The sequence below is a fragment of the Staphylococcus sp. GDY8P131P genome (assembly GCF_017891975.1).
GTDB lineage: Bacteria > Bacillota > Bacilli > Staphylococcales > Staphylococcaceae > Staphylococcus > Staphylococcus nepalensis.
The window spans coordinates 362549-378975 of sequence record NZ_JAESKF010000002.1 but is presented as its reverse complement, the minus strand read 5'-3'; the positions used below and the strand labels follow the sequence as shown (position 1 = coordinate 378975).

Below are 16427 nucleotides of genomic sequence, written 5' to 3'. Positions count from 1 at the left end.
ACTGTCAATCCTTCGGTAATATATTTAAATTTCTTAACTTAAAAGTATTAAGAATTTGAGATAATTGATAAAATAAATCCTTGTCGTGCAATTGTAAACTAAGGTCAATGTTATCTTGTAAATGTTTGATGATAGAAGACTCGCTTTGTTTCGATAATGGAATGCGATATATATCTTGAATATATATCGCATAATATGGCGAATTTAGCAATTGAGTTAATAATAATTCATCTAATTTTGTATCTCGCACTTCTTCTTGATTTAAATATAATTTAATATCAAAAGATATCTTTTGATCCGCGATATAATCAAATATTTTGTCATTGTTAATCATTACTTGATTTTGCATTGTGAATTTTATCGCTGGTTGACTTGTATTATCTGTCGCGATTTCTAGCGTGTTGTGATTAGAAATATATGCATCAACAAAGTGAATGTGTTGCAATAACTCAGGTGAGGATTTTATTAAATTCAATACCCATACACTTATTCTAGATTTAAAACGATATTGGAATAATATATATTCAATAAAACTAGCCTTTACTTGTTGTAGTGTATCAGTCATTATACTCACCTTCCTAACTAATTAGAATGATTGCAATCGCTCAGCTTCATCGTGCCAAGTTTCATTTGACGGGTCCATTTCAAGTAATTGATTTAAAATATTTTGAGCTTGTTTAATATAACCAATCTCTACAAGATAGAAGTAATAGTCGCTTAAGAATGCAGATTGTGTACGCATTGTTGGATAAGCCAATTCAAAAAAGTGTTGAGCTTCTTTATCTCGTTCTTCTTGGCCTAACGCATGTGCTAAATGCCACATGAACACTGGATCTAAGTCTTCTTCGTCAACATGTTGCAATAGTCCAATAAGTGCGTTGTAATCTTCTTCTTGTCTAAAGAAATCACTTAAGATTAAGAGTGGTTCTTGGTATGCGTTATCTACTTCTAAAGCTTGTAATAACAATTCTACACCCTCATTTGCATCACCATGTTCAATAGCAATACTACCTGTTGAGACCATTAATTCTTTATAGAATTGACTTAGTCGTAATCCTTCTTTACCAATTTCAATCGCATCTGCATGGTTATGTTCGTTTTCATATAATTGTTGTAAATAAAAATAGCCTTGGAGGAAATCTGGGTCTTTTGATAATAATGTTTGAACTAATTTGATGGCTTCTTGAGTTAAATCATTCTTTTCATATGCAATCGCTTTTTTAAAGTATATTTCAGAGTCCATTTCATCTTCATTAATTTCATCAAACATTTTAATCGCATCACCATAATTACCACTTTGCAAACTACAAATAGCCAAACGTGAGAATAGATTAATGTTGTTTATTTGATATTCGCCTGTTTCAAGCACAGTTTCATATTCTGAAGAAGCGCGTAGATATTGGCCATCAAAATAAAGTAATTCTGCCAATGCAAAATGTATAATTGGATCATTGGGTTCAATGTCAATGGCTTCTACTAATTTATCAATGGCTACTTCAAGCATATTTAATTGTTGATATAGATCTGCTTCTAACATCAAACGCTCTGTAGATAATTCCACTGTACTAAGGTATTCTAAAGCTTCATCAGTTTGATCTTCAGCAATAAGTCCCTCAATAAAATAGATTAAGAGCTCACTTTCGTCTGGGTATTTGTGGTAAAGCGTGCGGAATACCTCAAGTCCTTGTGGCATTAAACCATAATTGTATAATGTTTCACCAAGAATAAAGAGTGCATCGTCTTTTGGAGAACTTAACGCGTCATTTACACGTGTATCTAAGTTATCTAACTTCTGTAAGTTGATATCATCTATAAGTTTATAGATATCTTCCATACTTTTATCCCTCGTTTTCTAATTGTTTAAATTTAGGTAAGAAACCTGGGAAGGAAACATTGACAGCATCAAATTGACCAATTGTTAATGAATCATCAGTCAATAATGAAGCGACAGCAAGCATCATGCCAATACGATGGTCGGTAAAACTATCTACTGTAGCTGTTTGTTCAAATTCAGATGGATGAATAATTATGCCGTCACTTGTAGGTTGTAACATAAAGCCTAATAGATTCAACATGTTTGCTGTTGTGTCAATTCGATTTGTTTCTTTAACTTTCAATTCTTCTGCTTCTTTTATAATACTTGTACCACTAGCTTGAGTACAAAGTAAAGCGATGACTGGCAATTCATCAATCGATCTTGGTACCAAATCACCTTTGATATGTAATGGTTTCATATCTGGTGTATATTGTACCCTGATAGAAGCGGTTGGTTCTGGATTATCATTTTGATTGAATAGTGTTATATTTCCACCCATTTGTGTCACGATATCAATAATACCTGAACGAGTTGGGTTTATGCCAACATTGTGAATTGTAATATCACTGTCAGGTGTTATCAAGCCCGCGACGATAAAATAAGCTGCTGATGAAATATCACCAGGTACGTGGAAATCTGCTGCTTTAATGTGTTCAATGCTATTTTCAGGCAATGTTATTGTCTGCCCGTCTGTTTTGATTGGAATTTGATAATGTTCGAACATCGTTTCTGTATGATTACGTGTAATGCCTATTTCAGAAACCATTGTTTTCTCATTTGCAAATAAACTCGCAAATAATATGGCACTTTTTACTTGCGCACTGACAACCTCCATTTGGTATGTTATCCCTTTAATACGTGCGGGTTTAATGATTAATGGCGTGAAGTTATCATTTATGCCTGTAATATTAGCATTCATTAAGCCTAAAGGTTTCATAATTCTATCCATAGGTCTTTTCCCAATAGAAGCATCTCCGGAGAGTACCGTTTCGATGCCGAGCCCACATAATAAACCAGCAACTAAACGTGTCGTAGTACCAGAGTTACCGGTATAAAGTACTTGGTGTGGTGTTTGGAAGTATTTGTATCCAGGGGAATTAACTTCAATCTTATCTTCTAAGACCTCTATTTCGACGCCAAGCAAACGAAAAATTTCTACAGTACGAATACAATCTTCGCCTAATAGTGGTTTATATATCGTTGACTTTCCTGATGCTAGTGAGCTCAATATAATTGCTCTATGCGTCATAGATTTATCCCCAGGGACTTCTATATCTCCAACAAGAGGCCCTTTTATATCAACTGTTTTACTATTAACCAAATATGCCACCTACTTTTTAAAATATGTTTGTAAATCTTTAAAACTCTCTAACAAAGTTGATTTACCTACGTGCTTAACCACAGGATGACCAATGCCATCTAATAAGACCATTTGCACACCTAACTGATCATTTTTCTTATCTTTTAACATAAGCTCATAAAGCGGGTCGAATTCAAATGATTCTATAATATTTAAAGGGTAGTCTAAAGATTTTAAATAATTAATATAATGGGCTATATCAAAATTTTGGTTTAAAACTTTATTCGCTACAATAAATTGAAAAATAATGCCTATCATCACAGCATGGCCATGTGGAATTTTAAATGTATACTCTACTGCATGACCAAACGTATGACCTAAATTTAGAAATTTACGTACATGCGATTCTTTTTCATCTTGGACAATAAGATTCAATTTTGTCTCGATACCTTTATAAATATAATATTCAATTTCATTTAAAGAAGCTAATGTTTTTTTATTTGTAAAATGAGTTTCAATCTCATTTACATCATTATCATTGTTCAACAAAGCATGTTTATATACTTCAGCATAACCACTGAGTACTTCTGTATAAGGTAATGTTGAAAGAAAATTCAAATCATAGATAACTGCTTTAGGTCTATAAAAAGCGCCTATTAAATTTTTGCCATGTTTTGAATTAATGCCTACTTTTCCTCCTACACTAGAATCATGCGCCAATATCGTTGTAGGTACTTGGATAAAGTCGACGCCTCTTAACAATGTAGCAGCTAAGAAACCACTAAAATCTCCAGTAGCGCCTCCGCCCACTGCAATAATGCAAGTATTTCGAGTTAACTTGTTACTGAGCAAGGTCTCTATTGACTGTCCATAAAAATCTAGAGATTTAGTAGATTCTCCAGATGGTATAACAAGTTTGTGTGCATCGTATTCAGACGTGATGAAATTTAAAGTTTCATTCCATTCTTTATCAATTGTACCATCGACGATAAGCACAATATCCTTATATTGCTTAATGTATTGATGTAAATGATCTAAAGCATTATGTTTTATAATTATAGGGTAATTATTTGATTCATAAGTGGTTTGTAGTTTCATAGATATCACCTAGTTAATCTTAAAATTTTTAAATTAATCTTAGTATTCAATATTTAATAAACGACGTTCTTCAATTTGTGTTTTTAATTGGTCGATATGATTGCACTGGAATTCTTCTAGCAACGCTTTTGCAAGTTCGAAAGCAACTACATTTTCTACTACAACACTTGCAGCAGGTACAGCACAGCTGTCAGAACGTTCAACAGAGGCTTTGAAAGATTCTTTTGTATTTATATCTACTGAATTAAGCGGTTTATATAATGTTGGGATAGGTTTCATCACACCATTAACGACGATAGGCATACCGTTAGACATGCCACCTTCAAACCCACCTAAATGATTTGACCCTCTATAGTAGCCGTTTGTTGTATCGTAAAGTATTTCATCTTGTACTTCACTTCCAGGTTTTTCTGCTGCTTTAAAGCCTTCACCAAAGCTCACACCCTTAAATGCATTGATGCTCACTACACCTTGAGCTATTCTACCATCTAATTTGCGATCATAATGCACATAGCTACCAACGCCTACAGGTACACCTTCAATAACTGTTTGGACAACTCCACCTATAGTGTCACCTGCTTTTTTCGCATCATCTATTTTATCTCTCATTTGTTGTGCGATTTCATCGTTAATTACACGGACATCATTTTTATCAACATTAGATTTAATTGTTTCAAGGTCATATTCTAAATCATCTTTAATACCGCCAATTTCCATGACTCTACTATAAAAATGAATATCAAGTTGTTTAAGTAAAATCTTAGAAACTGCACCTACAGCTACGCGTGCTGCTGTTTCTCTAGCAGAAGAGCGTTCTAATACATTTCTTAAATCTCTGTGGTTATATTTCATACCGCCAATTAAATCTGCATGACCTGGTCGTGGTTTGGTAATGACGCGTTTCATGTTTTCTTGGTCTTCATCACTTATTGGGTCTGCCCCCATAATTTTTCTCCAATGTTTAAAATCATCATTTGTAACAATAAGCGTAATTGGACTACCAAGTGTAATCCCATTACGTACGCCTGATACAATTTCAACACTATCTTTCTCAATTTGCATACGACGCCCTCTACCGTATCCGCCTTGACGTTTAAACATTTCTTCATTAATATCTGATACATTGATTTCTAAATTTGATGGCACACCTTCAATAATTACCGTTAATTGTGGACCGTGCGATTCTCCTGAAGTTAAATATCTCATTATTTACCCACTCCGTTCTTTAGTACTTTAAATGATTATATGTCCTTTATCTTATCATATTCAATAGTTCAAATTAACAGAAAAATTTCAAAATTGTTAATGTTTATATGATATACCTACGTACAATGATAACATTTGAATATTTTTTCAGTAATAACTTATGATATTAAATGACTTGAGCATGGATTTCAATTGTTATTTTAGAAAGCAATATTGCTATTCCAATAGTATGATACTTAAAATAAAAAAACTGACTGTAATTTAATCTATACAGTCAGCTGTTCTCTTTCCTATTTACTTTTAATGTAATGGAAAGTAAAAGTAGATTTTCAAATGTTTAATATGTTTGCGCTTAAAATTACACTTATGTACTTTATTTATTTTCATATTAACTACATTATTTGAGTTATCTTGTAAACGATTATTCGTACAACCACATTTCGCGTGATTCTGTAAATTCACTTAACTCTTCAGAATTAAACCAAAGATTGATTTCTTTATTTGCTGAGTCTACTGAATCTGAACCATGGATAATGTTTCTTCCGACAGTTAAACCAAGGTCCCCTCTAATAGTACCTGGTGTTGCTTCTGATGGATTTGTTGCGCCAATGATATGACGAGCGACATGGACAGCATCTTCACCTTCTACTACCATCGCAAACACAGGCGCAGAAGTAATAAAGTCGATTAAATTACCGTAGAATGGTTTATCTGTATGTTCAGCGTAATGTGCTTCAGCAAGTGATTTAGGTACTGTCATTAATTTAGCGCCTACTAGTTTAAGCCCTTTACGTTCTATACGAGAAACAATTTCTCCTATCATATTGCGTTGAACCGCATCCGGTTTAATCATTAGAAATGTTCTTTCCATTGTGTGTTTATCCCCCTGTTAATTATGTATAATGTACAAAGATAAAATTAAATACTTTGAACAAAAATATAAAACAAAACATTATTATGTTTTATAGCACATTAATATATTAACAGTTAATTAAAACGCTTTCAATGGTTTTCACATAATTACCCGTTTCTTTTCCCTACTTTTTTGATTATTTTTTTAAATAATGGTTTCGCATCATCTTTTTCTAACTGATCAATGAGATAAAGTGCTTTTTCTAAATATCGATCACTTATCGCTTGTGATTGCTTAATGACATCTGAGTTTTTGATTGTTTGAATACATTCATCGAATAATGATTGTTCGCTTTCAGGACTAAGTTGTTCAATTTTTAGTTTGAAATCTGGATTATTACGCATTTCTAGTAATACTGGAAGCGTTAAATGACCATTCATTAAATCACTACCTACTGGTTTTCCTAATTTCTTTTCTGTACTAGTAAAATCTAAAATATCATCCACAATTTGAAAACTCATCCCGATGTAATGACCGATCATTTTTAAGTTTCGAATGGTTTTGTGATCAGCGTGAGAAGCGATAGCGCCTACTTCTGTAGATAATTGGATTAGCAATGCCGTTTTGCGATTGATTCTTCTTAAATAATTAGTGATCGTTTGCTTCGCGTTAAATTGATCTTGAAACTGGTATAACTCACCCATACATACTTCAACAATTGCACTAGATATTACTTTATGTACACGGTTATCTTCAATGTTCGAAATATGTTCTAAACCCACAGCTAATAAAAAGTTTCCAGTAAGTATTGCTGTATCCTGGTCCCATTTTTTAGCGATTGTTAGACTACCTCGGCGTTTATCACTTTTATCAATAACATCGTCATGGACTAATGTCGCCATATGTATTAATTCAAGCGCAACAGCTACACGGTACACGTCTTCATTCATTTCCTCACCAAATTGACTGCTCAAAATAACGAAGGCAGGTCTTACACGTTTACCTCCTGATGAAAATAAATGATAAGAAGCTTTCTCTAGGATTTGGTCTTTGCTTATCAATGATTTTTCTAATTGTTTTTCAATTATCTTAATTTCATTATTTATATTTAACTTTGACACAGTAATCACCTTTGGTTGTTTCATTTTTATTTATAGCCTAGGTGCATCGCTGCAACGCCACCAGTGAAGCTACGTACTTTAATGTTACTAAATCCAGCTTGTGAGAATAAGCGTTTTAATTTTTCTTTATCTGGAAAATCAAAAGTAGATTGTTGTAACCATTCGTATTCATCTTTTGATTTTGCAAATATTTTTCCAAATACAGGCATAACAAATTTAAAATATAATTTGTAACACTGTTTGAATATTGGAGCACTCGGTTGACTTGTTTCTAAACAAACAACCATGCCACCAGGTTTTAGAACTCGATTGAGTTCTTTAAGCGTAGCTAAATAATCAGGTACGTTACGTAAACCAAAGCCGATAGTGACATAATCAAATTCATTATCTTCAAAGGGCAAATTCATAGCATCGCCGTGAATAAGCTGAATATTTTGCATATCCTTTGTTTTATTTTTACCTACTTCCAACATGTTTTCACTAAAATCTACACCTAATACTTCACCAGTATGCCCCACTGCTTTACTTAAAGAAATAGTCCAATCTGCCGTTCCACAGCAAACATCTAATGCCTTGCTACCTGGTTTAACATTCATTTCTTTCATAACACGTTTTCTCCATGTTTTATGCTGTTCAAAGCTAATGATATTATTGAGACGATCATATTTTCCAGAAATATTTTGAAACACATTATGGACTTGTTCTTTTTTCGCTTTATTATCTGCCATGTTTGATTACCTCTTTTTTGAATAAATTTCTGATTTAACTTCTTCTAAAATTGTGTTTAATTCATCTTTTGAATAATTTTTTAAATATGAAGGATGATTTTCTAACAAGTTAGTTAATAATTTTTGATCGATATTTGCTATTTTGCTATTGGACACATATCGATTAATTGTAATAAATGGAAATTTGTTTTCTATCTTTAAAATGTAATGCCCTATATCTTTTTCTGGAATTGCGCCATTATGAATGGATGATTTCATTTCGTTGATTTCCACAATCGCTTTACTCATTTCCTTTTGATAAATTGGATCATTTAACTTAGCTAATAATGTATAAAAGTGAGCGCTTAGCAAATCGCCAATCAAAATGGATTTTTTAGAGGATAGGTTTTTAGAAACCTCATCTAAATGACGCATCGCAGTATCTATAGTGAGGCAAGCTAATTTAGCATCTTCAGGTATATCATAGGTATCAAGAATTTGAGCTAACATTTTATTTACATAAATAGTGTCATGATAATGTACACCTTTCAAGCGCTGGGTAATTTGTTTTTCAAAAATGCTTAATGTCGTTTCCATGTTCACACCTCACGTTATTATCAATATACATATTAACATTATATAAGGAAAATTAAAATCGACGGTTTTCAAAGTGATAAATATTTACGTTTTATGTATTTTGTGAATTATAAAATTTGTGAAATAAACCATGAGCTTTTTACTGATTATTTTTGAAGAAAAACGATATATTAAAAGTTTATGTTTAATCATTTTTAAAAAGCTCTTAATATAACACCATTATACCGAATGATATCATATTAAGAGGCATAGTTAACAATCAATTTTTAGTTATTTATTTAAAAGAGCTTATAAAAAAAGAAAAAGCCCCTTTAAAAGGGCTTCGCTTTTAAGTAAAGAATTATTTAACTGCATCTTTTAAAGCTTTACCAGCTTTGAATGCTGGAACTTTACTTGCAGGAATATCAATTTCTTTACCAGTTTGTGGATTACGACCTTTACGAGCAGCACGTTCGCGTACTTCGAAATTACCGAATCCAATTAATTGTACTTTTTCACCTTTAGAAAGTGATGATTGAATTGATTCGAATACTGCATCTACAGCTAAACCAGCTTCTTTTTTAGTTAAGTCGGCTTGCTCTGCAACAGCATTGATTAAATCTGTCTTGTTCATTATGAATTCACCTCCCCTGGGGTCTATAATGATATCTTAATATCATTATGCTATGACTTTAACACAAGGATTACTGCAACTGCAATGATTTATGTGCAAAAAACGTTGAATTAATAGGATTTTAATATCAAAATGTTATATATTTGCAAAAAAGTGTAATAGTACTTTTTTATTCTGACTTTTTGCCACGTCCCATTAAGTCTTTTACACTTTCATCGACAGGTTGATCTTCAAATAAAACCTTGTATAAAGCAGTAGTAATTGGCATCTCAATATTGTGCGCTTCAGCTAAATTGTAAACAGATTTGGTAGTATATACACCTTCTACAACCATATTCATTTCTTCTAACGCTTTATCTAAAGATTTACCTTCGCCTAACTTATAGCCGAGTGTATAGTTTCTAGAGTGTGTAGAAGTACAAGTAACAATTAAATCTCCAATACCACCGAGCCCTAAAAACGTAAGTGGATCGGCGCCTAATTTTTCACCTAAGCGACTAATTTCAGCTAAACCTCTAGTCATTAATGCAGCTTTTGCGTTATCTCCAAAGCCCATTCCAGAAATCACGCCACTCGCAACGGCTATAATATTTTTTAAAGCGCCACCCAGTTCAACCCCTACTAAGTCATCATTTGTGTATACTCTTAAATAATCGTTCATAAATAAATCTTGTGCAAGCTTGCTCACTTCTGGTGATTTAGAAGAAGCAGCGACTGTAGTAGGCTGTTTGATTACAACTTCTTCGGCATGGCTTGGCCCTGATAATACACCTATGCCACCATTATGCTCCTCAGATATGCTGTCTTCTAACATTTCAGATACACGTTTGTAAGTATCGTTTTCAATTCCTTTTGCTACATGTATAAATATTTTTTGAGTGGTTAAGTGTGAATCAATTTCATTAGCCACTTCTCTCATTGCTTTCGTAGGTAGAGCCATTAGATAAACATCTGCATGTGTTATCGCAGCATTAATATCATGAGTTGCTGTAATCGATGTTTCAAGTTGTGCATTTTTAAGGTATTTTGTGTTTAAATGTTCTTCATTGATTTCTTGAACAGTATTTTTATTTTTTCCCCACATTAATACTTGATGTCCATTTTCCGCTAAGACATTTGCTAACGCCGTACCGAAACTTCCTGTACCAAATACAGTTATATTAGACATGTAACCCCTCCATTTATTAGTTTCTTCTTCTTGATATAATGTGCACAGGTGTGCCTTCGAATCCAAAAGCAGCTCTTATTTGATTTTCAAGGTAACGTTTATAAGAAAAATGCATTAGTTCTATGTCATTTACAAATACGACAAAAGTAGGCGGTTCTATCGCCACTTGAGTAGCATAGAATACATTTAATCTACGACCTTTATCAGTTGGTGTTGGATTCATAGAAATAGCATCTGTAATAACTTCATTTAATGTTGAACTTTGAACACGTTTTTTATGGTTTTCGCTAGCTTCAGTGATATAAGGGAATAGCGTAGATAAACGTTTCTTTTCTTTAGCTGAAACAAATGCAATTTGAGCATAATCTAAGAATTGAAATTCTTTACGAACTTCATCTTTAAATTTTTTCATTGTATTTGTTTCTTTATCTACTGCATCCCATTTGTTAACAACTATAACGATAGCCTTACCTTCTTCATGAGCATAGCCAGCAACACGCTTATCCTGTTCGATGATACCTTGTTCTGCATCAATAACTACTAATACGATATTAGAGCGTTCAATCGCTTTAAGTGCACGTAACACTGAATATTTTTCAGTGTTTTCATATACTTTACCTTTTTTACGCATACCAGCAGTATCAATAAGTACATAGTCTTGGTCATCATAACTATATTCAGTATCGACGGCATCTCGGGTTGTACCTGCCACATTGGACACAATCACTCGATCTTCACCTAGTATAGCATTAACTAAGCTTGATTTACCGACGTTAGGACGACCGATAATAGACAAACGTATGGTATCTTCATCGTATGGGTCTGGTTCTTCTTCTTTGAAGTGTTTAACTACTTCATCCAATAAATCCCCTAATCCTAATCCATGCGAACCAGAGATTGGATATGGGTCTCCAAAACCAAGTGAATAAAAATCATATATGTCATTTCTCATTTCAGGATTATCGACCTTATTGACAGCTAAAACAACTGGTTTTTTTGATTTGTATAGCATTTGTGCTACCATTTCATCACTTTGTGTTAATCCTTCTCGTACATTAACCATAAAAATGATGACATCAGCTTCATCTATGGCAATTTCAGCTTGCGCTCTTATTTGTGTTTGGAATGGTGCATCTCCAATTTCAATACCGCCTGTATCAATGATATTGAAGTCATGCGTTAACCATTCACCTGATGAATAAATTCTGTCGCGAGTCACACCTGGTGTATCTTCAACAATAGAGACACGTTCACCTACGACTCTGTTAAAAATTGTAGATTTACCCACATTAGGTCTTCCTACAATAGCAACTATAGGTTTAGTCATAACTAACTTCCTCTCTTTTTTAATCTCTATAATTCTATCATAAGGGGAAAGTATTTCAAAAGAAATTATTAATGAATTCATTTTGGTATTCAGTGATAGAATAATTACGTAGTTGTTTCTATGTACATTAAAAAAATAAATCTTGCCCTAATTCAAATAGGACAAGATTTAAAATTGGTCTCAAGTGTATCTATTAAAACTTAATATCTTTAAGTTTATCTCCGAAAACGTCTCCTAATGTTGGATTGTCTTCGTCGTCATTACCATGGTCTAAATAAGATTGTGTCGTTTCACTATCGCTTTCAACGACATTTTCATCTGGTAATGTTGCTTTAATAGAAAGTGAAATACGTTCTTTTTCAATATCAATACTTAGTATTTTAACACTTACTACTTCTCCAGGTTCTAATACTTCTCCAGGCGTACCAATATGTGAATGACTAATTTCTGAAATATGAACTAATCCTTGCACGCCAGGTTTAATTTCAACAAAGGCGCCAAAACTTGTAAGTCTAACTACTTTACCTTCAATGTTTTCACCTTCGTTAATTTCGCCTCTTAGTGATTCGAATGGACTTGGTAACGTATCTTTGATGGATAAGGAAATGCGTTCAGAATCTTTGTCTACAGATTTAACTTTAACTTTCACCTTATCACCAATTGAAACGACATCTTCAGGTGATTTAACATGTTCATGTGATAATTCAGAAACATGTACTAGACCGTCTACGCCACCAATATCTATGAATGCGCCAAAATTCGTTAAACGTGCTACGGTACCGTCAATTACATCGCCTTCATCCAATTTGTTTAGTAGCTCTTCTTTTTTCTCTGCATTTTCTAATGCTTCTACAGCTTTACGACTAAGAATGACGCGATTATTTGCTGGGTCTAATTCTTCAACTTTTAATTTTAGAACTTGTCCATCAAAATGAGAGAAATCCTCGATAAAATCAGTAGAAATTAATGAAGCTGGTACAAATCCTCTTTGACCAACATCTACAACTAACCCACCTTTAACAACTTCAGTGACTTTAGCTTCAATGATTTCATCATTATCTAATTTTTCTTGTAAAAATTCATATGATTTTTCAGTTTCTAATTGACGTTTAGATAGAATATAAGCACCTGTTTCATTTTCTTCATCATATTCTACTTTGGTAACATAAGCACCGATTTCGTCTCCAACTTTTACAGCATCACTTGGGTTGTCAATATGATGCGTTGAAAGTTGACTTATAGGGATAATACCATTGAATTTGCCGCCATTTACATGTACAACGACTTGTTTTTCTTCAATCTCTTGAATTTCGCCAGTAACTTTATCCCCTTCTTTAATTTCGTTAATCATTGATTCGTTGAATTCTTCAGTCATCTTGTCTGCCTCCTTATTACACTACATATTTATAACATCTTATAATTTGACAGAATTGTCAAGAAATTCCACTTTATAGTAGGCATCCTAATTCCAATCGTTAAAATGATGTAAATTGATATTTTGCTTTATTTAATATTCTAATTTCAATAGCAATTTACATTGATATATATGCAGTACCCGTTAATAAAAAATGTTCTATGATATTATACCCTGTTTTTGGTATTTTATAACTTTTTTACATTATTTTAATAGAAGAGACCTAAATCTTAATCAAAGGTTAACGTGCAATAAATTGGTTAAAGTTTACTGACTAAATTTAAAATTTCATTTGTAACATCTTCAATACTCATGCCCGTAGTATCAATAGTAATTGCATCCTCTGCTTTTTTTAACGGAGATATTTCTCGGTTCATATCATATTGATCACGGTCAGAAATTTCTTGCTTTAATTGTTCAACATTAGATTGAATACCTCTTAATTCATTATCTTTTTGACGACGAATGGCGCGTTCTTCCACTGAAGCAATCATATATACTTTTAATTCTGCCTCAGGTAACACAACTGTGCCTATATCTCTTCCATCCATCACTATTCCTTTTTTTTCTGCTAATTCTTGTTGTTTTTCTACAGCAAATGTACGTACAGGCTCTTTTGAAGCTACATAAGAAACATGATTTGTTACATCATTTTCTCTTAAATAATCCGTAACATCTTGGTTGTCTAGAATTACCCTTTGTCCTTTTTCTTCATCATATGTCAAAGATAATACTGATGATTGAACAAGACTTGAAAAATCTTCAGTCTTATTTAATTGTAAATATTTATATGTAATGGCGCGGTACATTGCGCCAGTATCTACGTATATCATAGATAATTTAGCTGCAACACGCTTAGCTATTGTACTCTTACCCGCTGCTGCAGGTCCATCTAATGCGATATTAATTGGTTTCATTTTAGTAACCCTTCCTTGTTGTTTTATAAATAATATTTTATCATAAATATGTATTTTATAAATAGGAGGAATGCACACATGAAAAAACTTCTTGTCATACATACTGGCGGTACAATTAGCATGTCTCAAGATGAATCAAATAAAGTCGTAACGAATACTGATAATCCTATTTCCAATCATCAAAATATTATAAAAAAATATGCTGATGTGACTGAAATAACACCTTTTAATGTACCTTCGCCACACATGAATATTAAATATGTAGAGGAATTAAAACAAATTATCATAAAATCTGAAAAAGAGAACTATTATGATGGTTACGTTATCACGCATGGTACGGATACTTTAGAAGAAACAGCTTATTTATTAGATTTAACACTAAATATTTCTAAGCCAATTGCTATAACTGGTGCAATGCGTTCCTCAAACGAAATTGGCGCAGATGGACTTTATAATTTTTTGTCTGCAATTAGAGTAGCTATAAGTGATGAAGCAATGAACATGGGTGTTATGGTTGTCTTTAACGATGAAATCCATACAGCTAGAAATGTTACCAAAACCCATACTTCCAATACAAATACTTTCCAGAGCCCGAATCACGGTCCATTAGGTGTAATCACTAAACAAAGTGTACAATTTCATCACCGCCCATTTGAACATTTAGTATTAACGGAGATAAACCAAAATCTAAATATACCACTTGTTAAATCGTATATGGGTATGAAAAGCGACGTACTAACTTTTCATAGTGATAACCGAGTTGATGGCATCATTATAGAGGCATTGGGTCAAGGCAACTTGCCTCCCACTTGCTTAGAAGGTTTAAATCAATGTTTACGGAATAATATCCCTATTATACTTGTGTCGAGATCGTTTAACGGTATTGTAGGTCCTATATATGCTTATGAAGGGGGCGGAGCAACGTTAGAAGAAAAAGGCGTCATTTTCTCAAATGGCTTAAACGGCCAAAAAGCAAGATTAAAACTTTTAATCGGTTTAAGTAATCATTTAAATGACGAACAATTAAAAAAATATTTTGAAGCGCCATTATAAGATAAATCAAAAAAGAGTAAGACTTGTCACATTACAAACTTTAGAATAAACCGATTTTAAAGTTTATGTAACTTGTCTCACTCTTTTTTAATAAATTAAGACTCCAGTGGTGTTTGTTTTTTAGCTAATATACTTTGAGTGATAATACCACCATGATATTTACCATTTTCAATAAAAATTGTGTTAGCATCATTTCCTGCAGCAATAACACCAGCTATATAACAATTTTCGACATTTGTTTCATAAGTTTCTTTGTTGTGAACGGGTGCTGTTCCATATTCATTGCTATTAATTTTTATACCGATTGATTCTAAGAAATTGTAATCTGGATGATAACCAATCATAGCAAAAACGTAATCATTAGGAATTTCAATTAAATCACCATTTTGTTCATAAATGACACTTTCTTCAGTGATTTTCGTAACGTCAGATTCAAATGCCATATTAATTTTTTCATGTCTTACTAATGATTCGAAATTTGGTAATATCCAAGGTTTGATGGCCTTCGGATAGTCAGAGCCGCGATAGATTACCGTCACATGAGCGCCTGCTTTTTCTAATTCAAGTGCTGCATCTACTGCTGAATTTTTACCACCGATAATGACGATATTTTGATCAAAATAAGGATGTGCTTCTTTAAAATAATGCATCACTTTTGGTAGCTCTGCACCTTCTACTTCAAGCGCATTATGTTGACCGTAATACCCTGTAGCTACCGTCAGAAATCTACATTGATAAACGTCTTTAGTAGTCGTAAGCGTAAATCGATTATTGATTTTTTTAACAGTAAGGACTTCTTCGAAAGCATTGATACGCAATTGATGATGTTTGACCACTTCTCTATAATAGACTAGTGCTTGATTACGATGTGGTTTGCTTTCTTCGACAATAAATGGAATGTCCCCAATACTTAATTTATCACTAGAAGAAAAGAAAGTTTGATGTGTTGGATAATTATAAATAGCATCTACAACATTCCCTTTTTCAATTACTAATGTATCGATTCCCTTTTTCTTTTGTTCAATAGCGGCACTTAAACCACAAGGACCGCCTCCTATGATAATACTTTCTACTGTTTGCATAGTTTTGTCCTCCTTTTACCACCCATTTATTATACCAGGACATAAAAAAAAGCCAAGAGATAGAATTTGAAAATTTAATTACAATTAAAATAAGAGTAGGACAAAAATCAAAATTAGATTTGATTTCCTATTCCTACTCTTATTGCTAAATCATA

16 protein-coding genes are annotated in these 16427 nt (G+C 32.9%); 1 reads left to right on the top strand and 15 read right to left on the bottom strand.

Annotation, left to right across the window (positions count from 1 at the left end):
- Positions 1 to 4 precede the first annotated feature (4 nt).
- From KA894_RS02435 to cmk, 14 genes are all read right to left on the bottom strand, one after another.
- Positions 5 to 565 carry a YpiB family protein gene (locus KA894_RS02435; RefSeq protein ID WP_103372626.1) on the bottom strand — a complete coding sequence of 187 codons (561 nt, stop codon included), beginning with the start codon at positions 563 to 565 and terminating at the stop codon, positions 5 to 7.
- Positions 566 to 586: 21 nt separating this feature from the next.
- Entirely contained in the window at positions 587 to 1834 is a 1248-nt protein-coding gene (locus tag KA894_RS02430) for a tetratricopeptide repeat protein (protein ID WP_115342148.1), read from the bottom strand.
- Between the two features lie 4 nt (positions 1835 to 1838).
- Positions 1839 to 3137, bottom strand: coding sequence for a 3-phosphoshikimate 1-carboxyvinyltransferase (aroA, locus tag KA894_RS02425; protein ID WP_115342147.1), 1299 nt, complete (start codon positions 3135 to 3137; stop codon positions 1839 to 1841).
- A 9-nt stretch (positions 3138 to 3146) separates the two neighbouring features.
- On the bottom strand, positions 3147 to 4214 hold the full coding sequence (aroB, locus tag KA894_RS02420; protein ID WP_096809655.1) for a 3-dehydroquinate synthase: 1068 nt from the start codon (positions 4212 to 4214) through the stop codon (positions 3147 to 3149).
- A 39-nt stretch (positions 4215 to 4253) separates the two neighbouring features.
- Positions 4254 to 5420 carry a chorismate synthase gene (aroC, locus tag KA894_RS02415; protein ID WP_096809653.1) on the bottom strand — a complete coding sequence of 389 codons (1167 nt, stop codon included), beginning with the start codon at positions 5418 to 5420 and terminating at the stop codon, positions 4254 to 4256.
- Between the two features lie 421 nt (positions 5421 to 5841).
- Entirely contained in the window at positions 5842 to 6291 is a 450-nt protein-coding gene (gene ndk, locus KA894_RS02410) for a nucleoside-diphosphate kinase (RefSeq protein WP_096809651.1), read from the bottom strand.
- Between the two features lie 149 nt (positions 6292 to 6440).
- Entirely contained in the window at positions 6441 to 7394 is a 954-nt protein-coding gene (locus KA894_RS02405; RefSeq protein ID WP_170006899.1) for a polyprenyl synthetase family protein, read from the bottom strand.
- Positions 7395 to 7420: 26 nt separating this feature from the next.
- Positions 7421 to 8122 (bottom strand): demethylmenaquinone methyltransferase, encoded by a 702-nt coding sequence (locus KA894_RS02400; protein ID WP_103373243.1) that lies wholly within the window; start codon positions 8120 to 8122, stop codon positions 7421 to 7423.
- A 6-nt stretch (positions 8123 to 8128) separates the two neighbouring features.
- Positions 8129 to 8698, bottom strand: coding sequence for a heptaprenyl pyrophosphate synthase subunit A (locus tag KA894_RS02395; RefSeq protein WP_210133684.1), 570 nt, complete (start codon positions 8696 to 8698; stop codon positions 8129 to 8131).
- Between the two features lie 340 nt (positions 8699 to 9038).
- Positions 9039 to 9311: an HU family DNA-binding protein gene (locus KA894_RS02390; protein WP_002483248.1), complete on the bottom strand. Its 273-nt coding sequence runs from the start codon at positions 9309 to 9311 to the stop codon at positions 9039 to 9041.
- Between the two features lie 169 nt (positions 9312 to 9480).
- Positions 9481 to 10479, bottom strand: coding sequence for an NAD(P)H-dependent glycerol-3-phosphate dehydrogenase (locus KA894_RS02385; protein WP_096809643.1), 999 nt, complete (start codon positions 10477 to 10479; stop codon positions 9481 to 9483).
- Between the two features lie 16 nt (positions 10480 to 10495).
- Positions 10496 to 11806: a ribosome biogenesis GTPase Der gene (gene der, locus KA894_RS02380; RefSeq protein ID WP_096809641.1), complete on the bottom strand. Its 1311-nt coding sequence runs from the start codon at positions 11804 to 11806 to the stop codon at positions 10496 to 10498.
- A 193-nt stretch (positions 11807 to 11999) separates the two neighbouring features.
- Complete coding sequence (gene rpsA, locus KA894_RS02375; protein ID WP_103373236.1) at positions 12000 to 13181, bottom strand: 30S ribosomal protein S1; 1182 nt, start codon at positions 13179 to 13181, stop codon at positions 12000 to 12002.
- Positions 13182 to 13480: 299 nt separating this feature from the next.
- Positions 13481 to 14137 (bottom strand): (d)CMP kinase, encoded by a 657-nt coding sequence (gene cmk, locus KA894_RS02370; RefSeq protein WP_103373237.1) that lies wholly within the window; start codon positions 14135 to 14137, stop codon positions 13481 to 13483.
- A gap of 78 nt (positions 14138 to 14215) precedes the next feature.
- Here cmk and KA894_RS02365 point away from each other — a divergent pair, with 78 nt between their 5' ends.
- Positions 14216 to 15190 (top strand): asparaginase, encoded by a 975-nt coding sequence (locus tag KA894_RS02365; RefSeq protein ID WP_096809635.1) that lies wholly within the window; start codon positions 14216 to 14218, stop codon positions 15188 to 15190.
- 95 nt (positions 15191 to 15285) lie between these two features.
- Here the strand turns inward: KA894_RS02365 and ypdA are convergent, their stop codons facing one another.
- Positions 15286 to 16272, bottom strand: coding sequence for a bacillithiol disulfide reductase YpdA (ypdA, locus tag KA894_RS02360; protein ID WP_096809633.1), 987 nt, complete (start codon positions 16270 to 16272; stop codon positions 15286 to 15288).
- Positions 16273 to 16427: the final 155 nt, after the last annotated feature.

Excerpts from the sequence above, each read along its gene's own strand:
- KA894_RS02435 (WP_103372626.1), bottom strand. The coding sequence starts at position 565 with ATGACTGATACACTACAACAAGTAAAGGCTAGTTTTATTGAATATATA.
- KA894_RS02365 (WP_096809635.1), top strand. The coding sequence starts at position 14,216 with ATGAAAAAACTTCTTGTCATACATACTGGCGGTACAATTAGCATGTCT.
- aroB (WP_096809655.1), bottom strand. The coding sequence starts at position 4,214 with ATGAAACTACAAACCACTTATGAATCAAATAATTACCCTATAATTATA.
- KA894_RS02390 (WP_002483248.1), bottom strand. The coding sequence starts at position 9,311 with ATGAACAAGACAGATTTAATCAATGCTGTTGCAGAGCAAGCCGACTTA.
- cmk (WP_103373237.1), bottom strand. The coding sequence starts at position 14,137 with ATGAAACCAATTAATATCGCATTAGATGGACCTGCAGCAGCGGGTAAG.
- aroC (WP_096809653.1), bottom strand. The coding sequence starts at position 5,420 with ATGAGATATTTAACTTCAGGAGAATCGCACGGTCCACAATTAACGGTA.
- rpsA (WP_103373236.1), bottom strand. The coding sequence starts at position 13,181 with ATGACTGAAGAATTCAACGAATCAATGATTAACGAAATTAAAGAAGGG.
- ndk (WP_096809651.1), bottom strand. The coding sequence starts at position 6,291 with ATGGAAAGAACATTTCTAATGATTAAACCGGATGCGGTTCAACGCAAT.
- KA894_RS02400 (WP_103373243.1), bottom strand. The coding sequence starts at position 8,122 with ATGGCAGATAATAAAGCGAAAAAAGAACAAGTCCATAATGTGTTTCAA.
- KA894_RS02385 (WP_096809643.1), bottom strand. The coding sequence starts at position 10,479 with ATGTCTAATATAACTGTATTTGGTACAGGAAGTTTCGGTACGGCGTTA.
- KA894_RS02395 (WP_210133684.1), bottom strand. The coding sequence starts at position 8,698 with ATGGAAACGACATTAAGCATTTTTGAAAAACAAATTACCCAGCGCTTG.
- KA894_RS02430 (WP_115342148.1), bottom strand. The coding sequence starts at position 1,834 with ATGGAAGATATCTATAAACTTATAGATGATATCAACTTACAGAAGTTA.
- der (WP_096809641.1), bottom strand. The coding sequence starts at position 11,806 with ATGACTAAACCTATAGTTGCTATTGTAGGAAGACCTAATGTGGGTAAA.
- ypdA (WP_096809633.1), bottom strand. The coding sequence starts at position 16,272 with ATGCAAACAGTAGAAAGTATTATCATAGGAGGCGGTCCTTGTGGTTTA.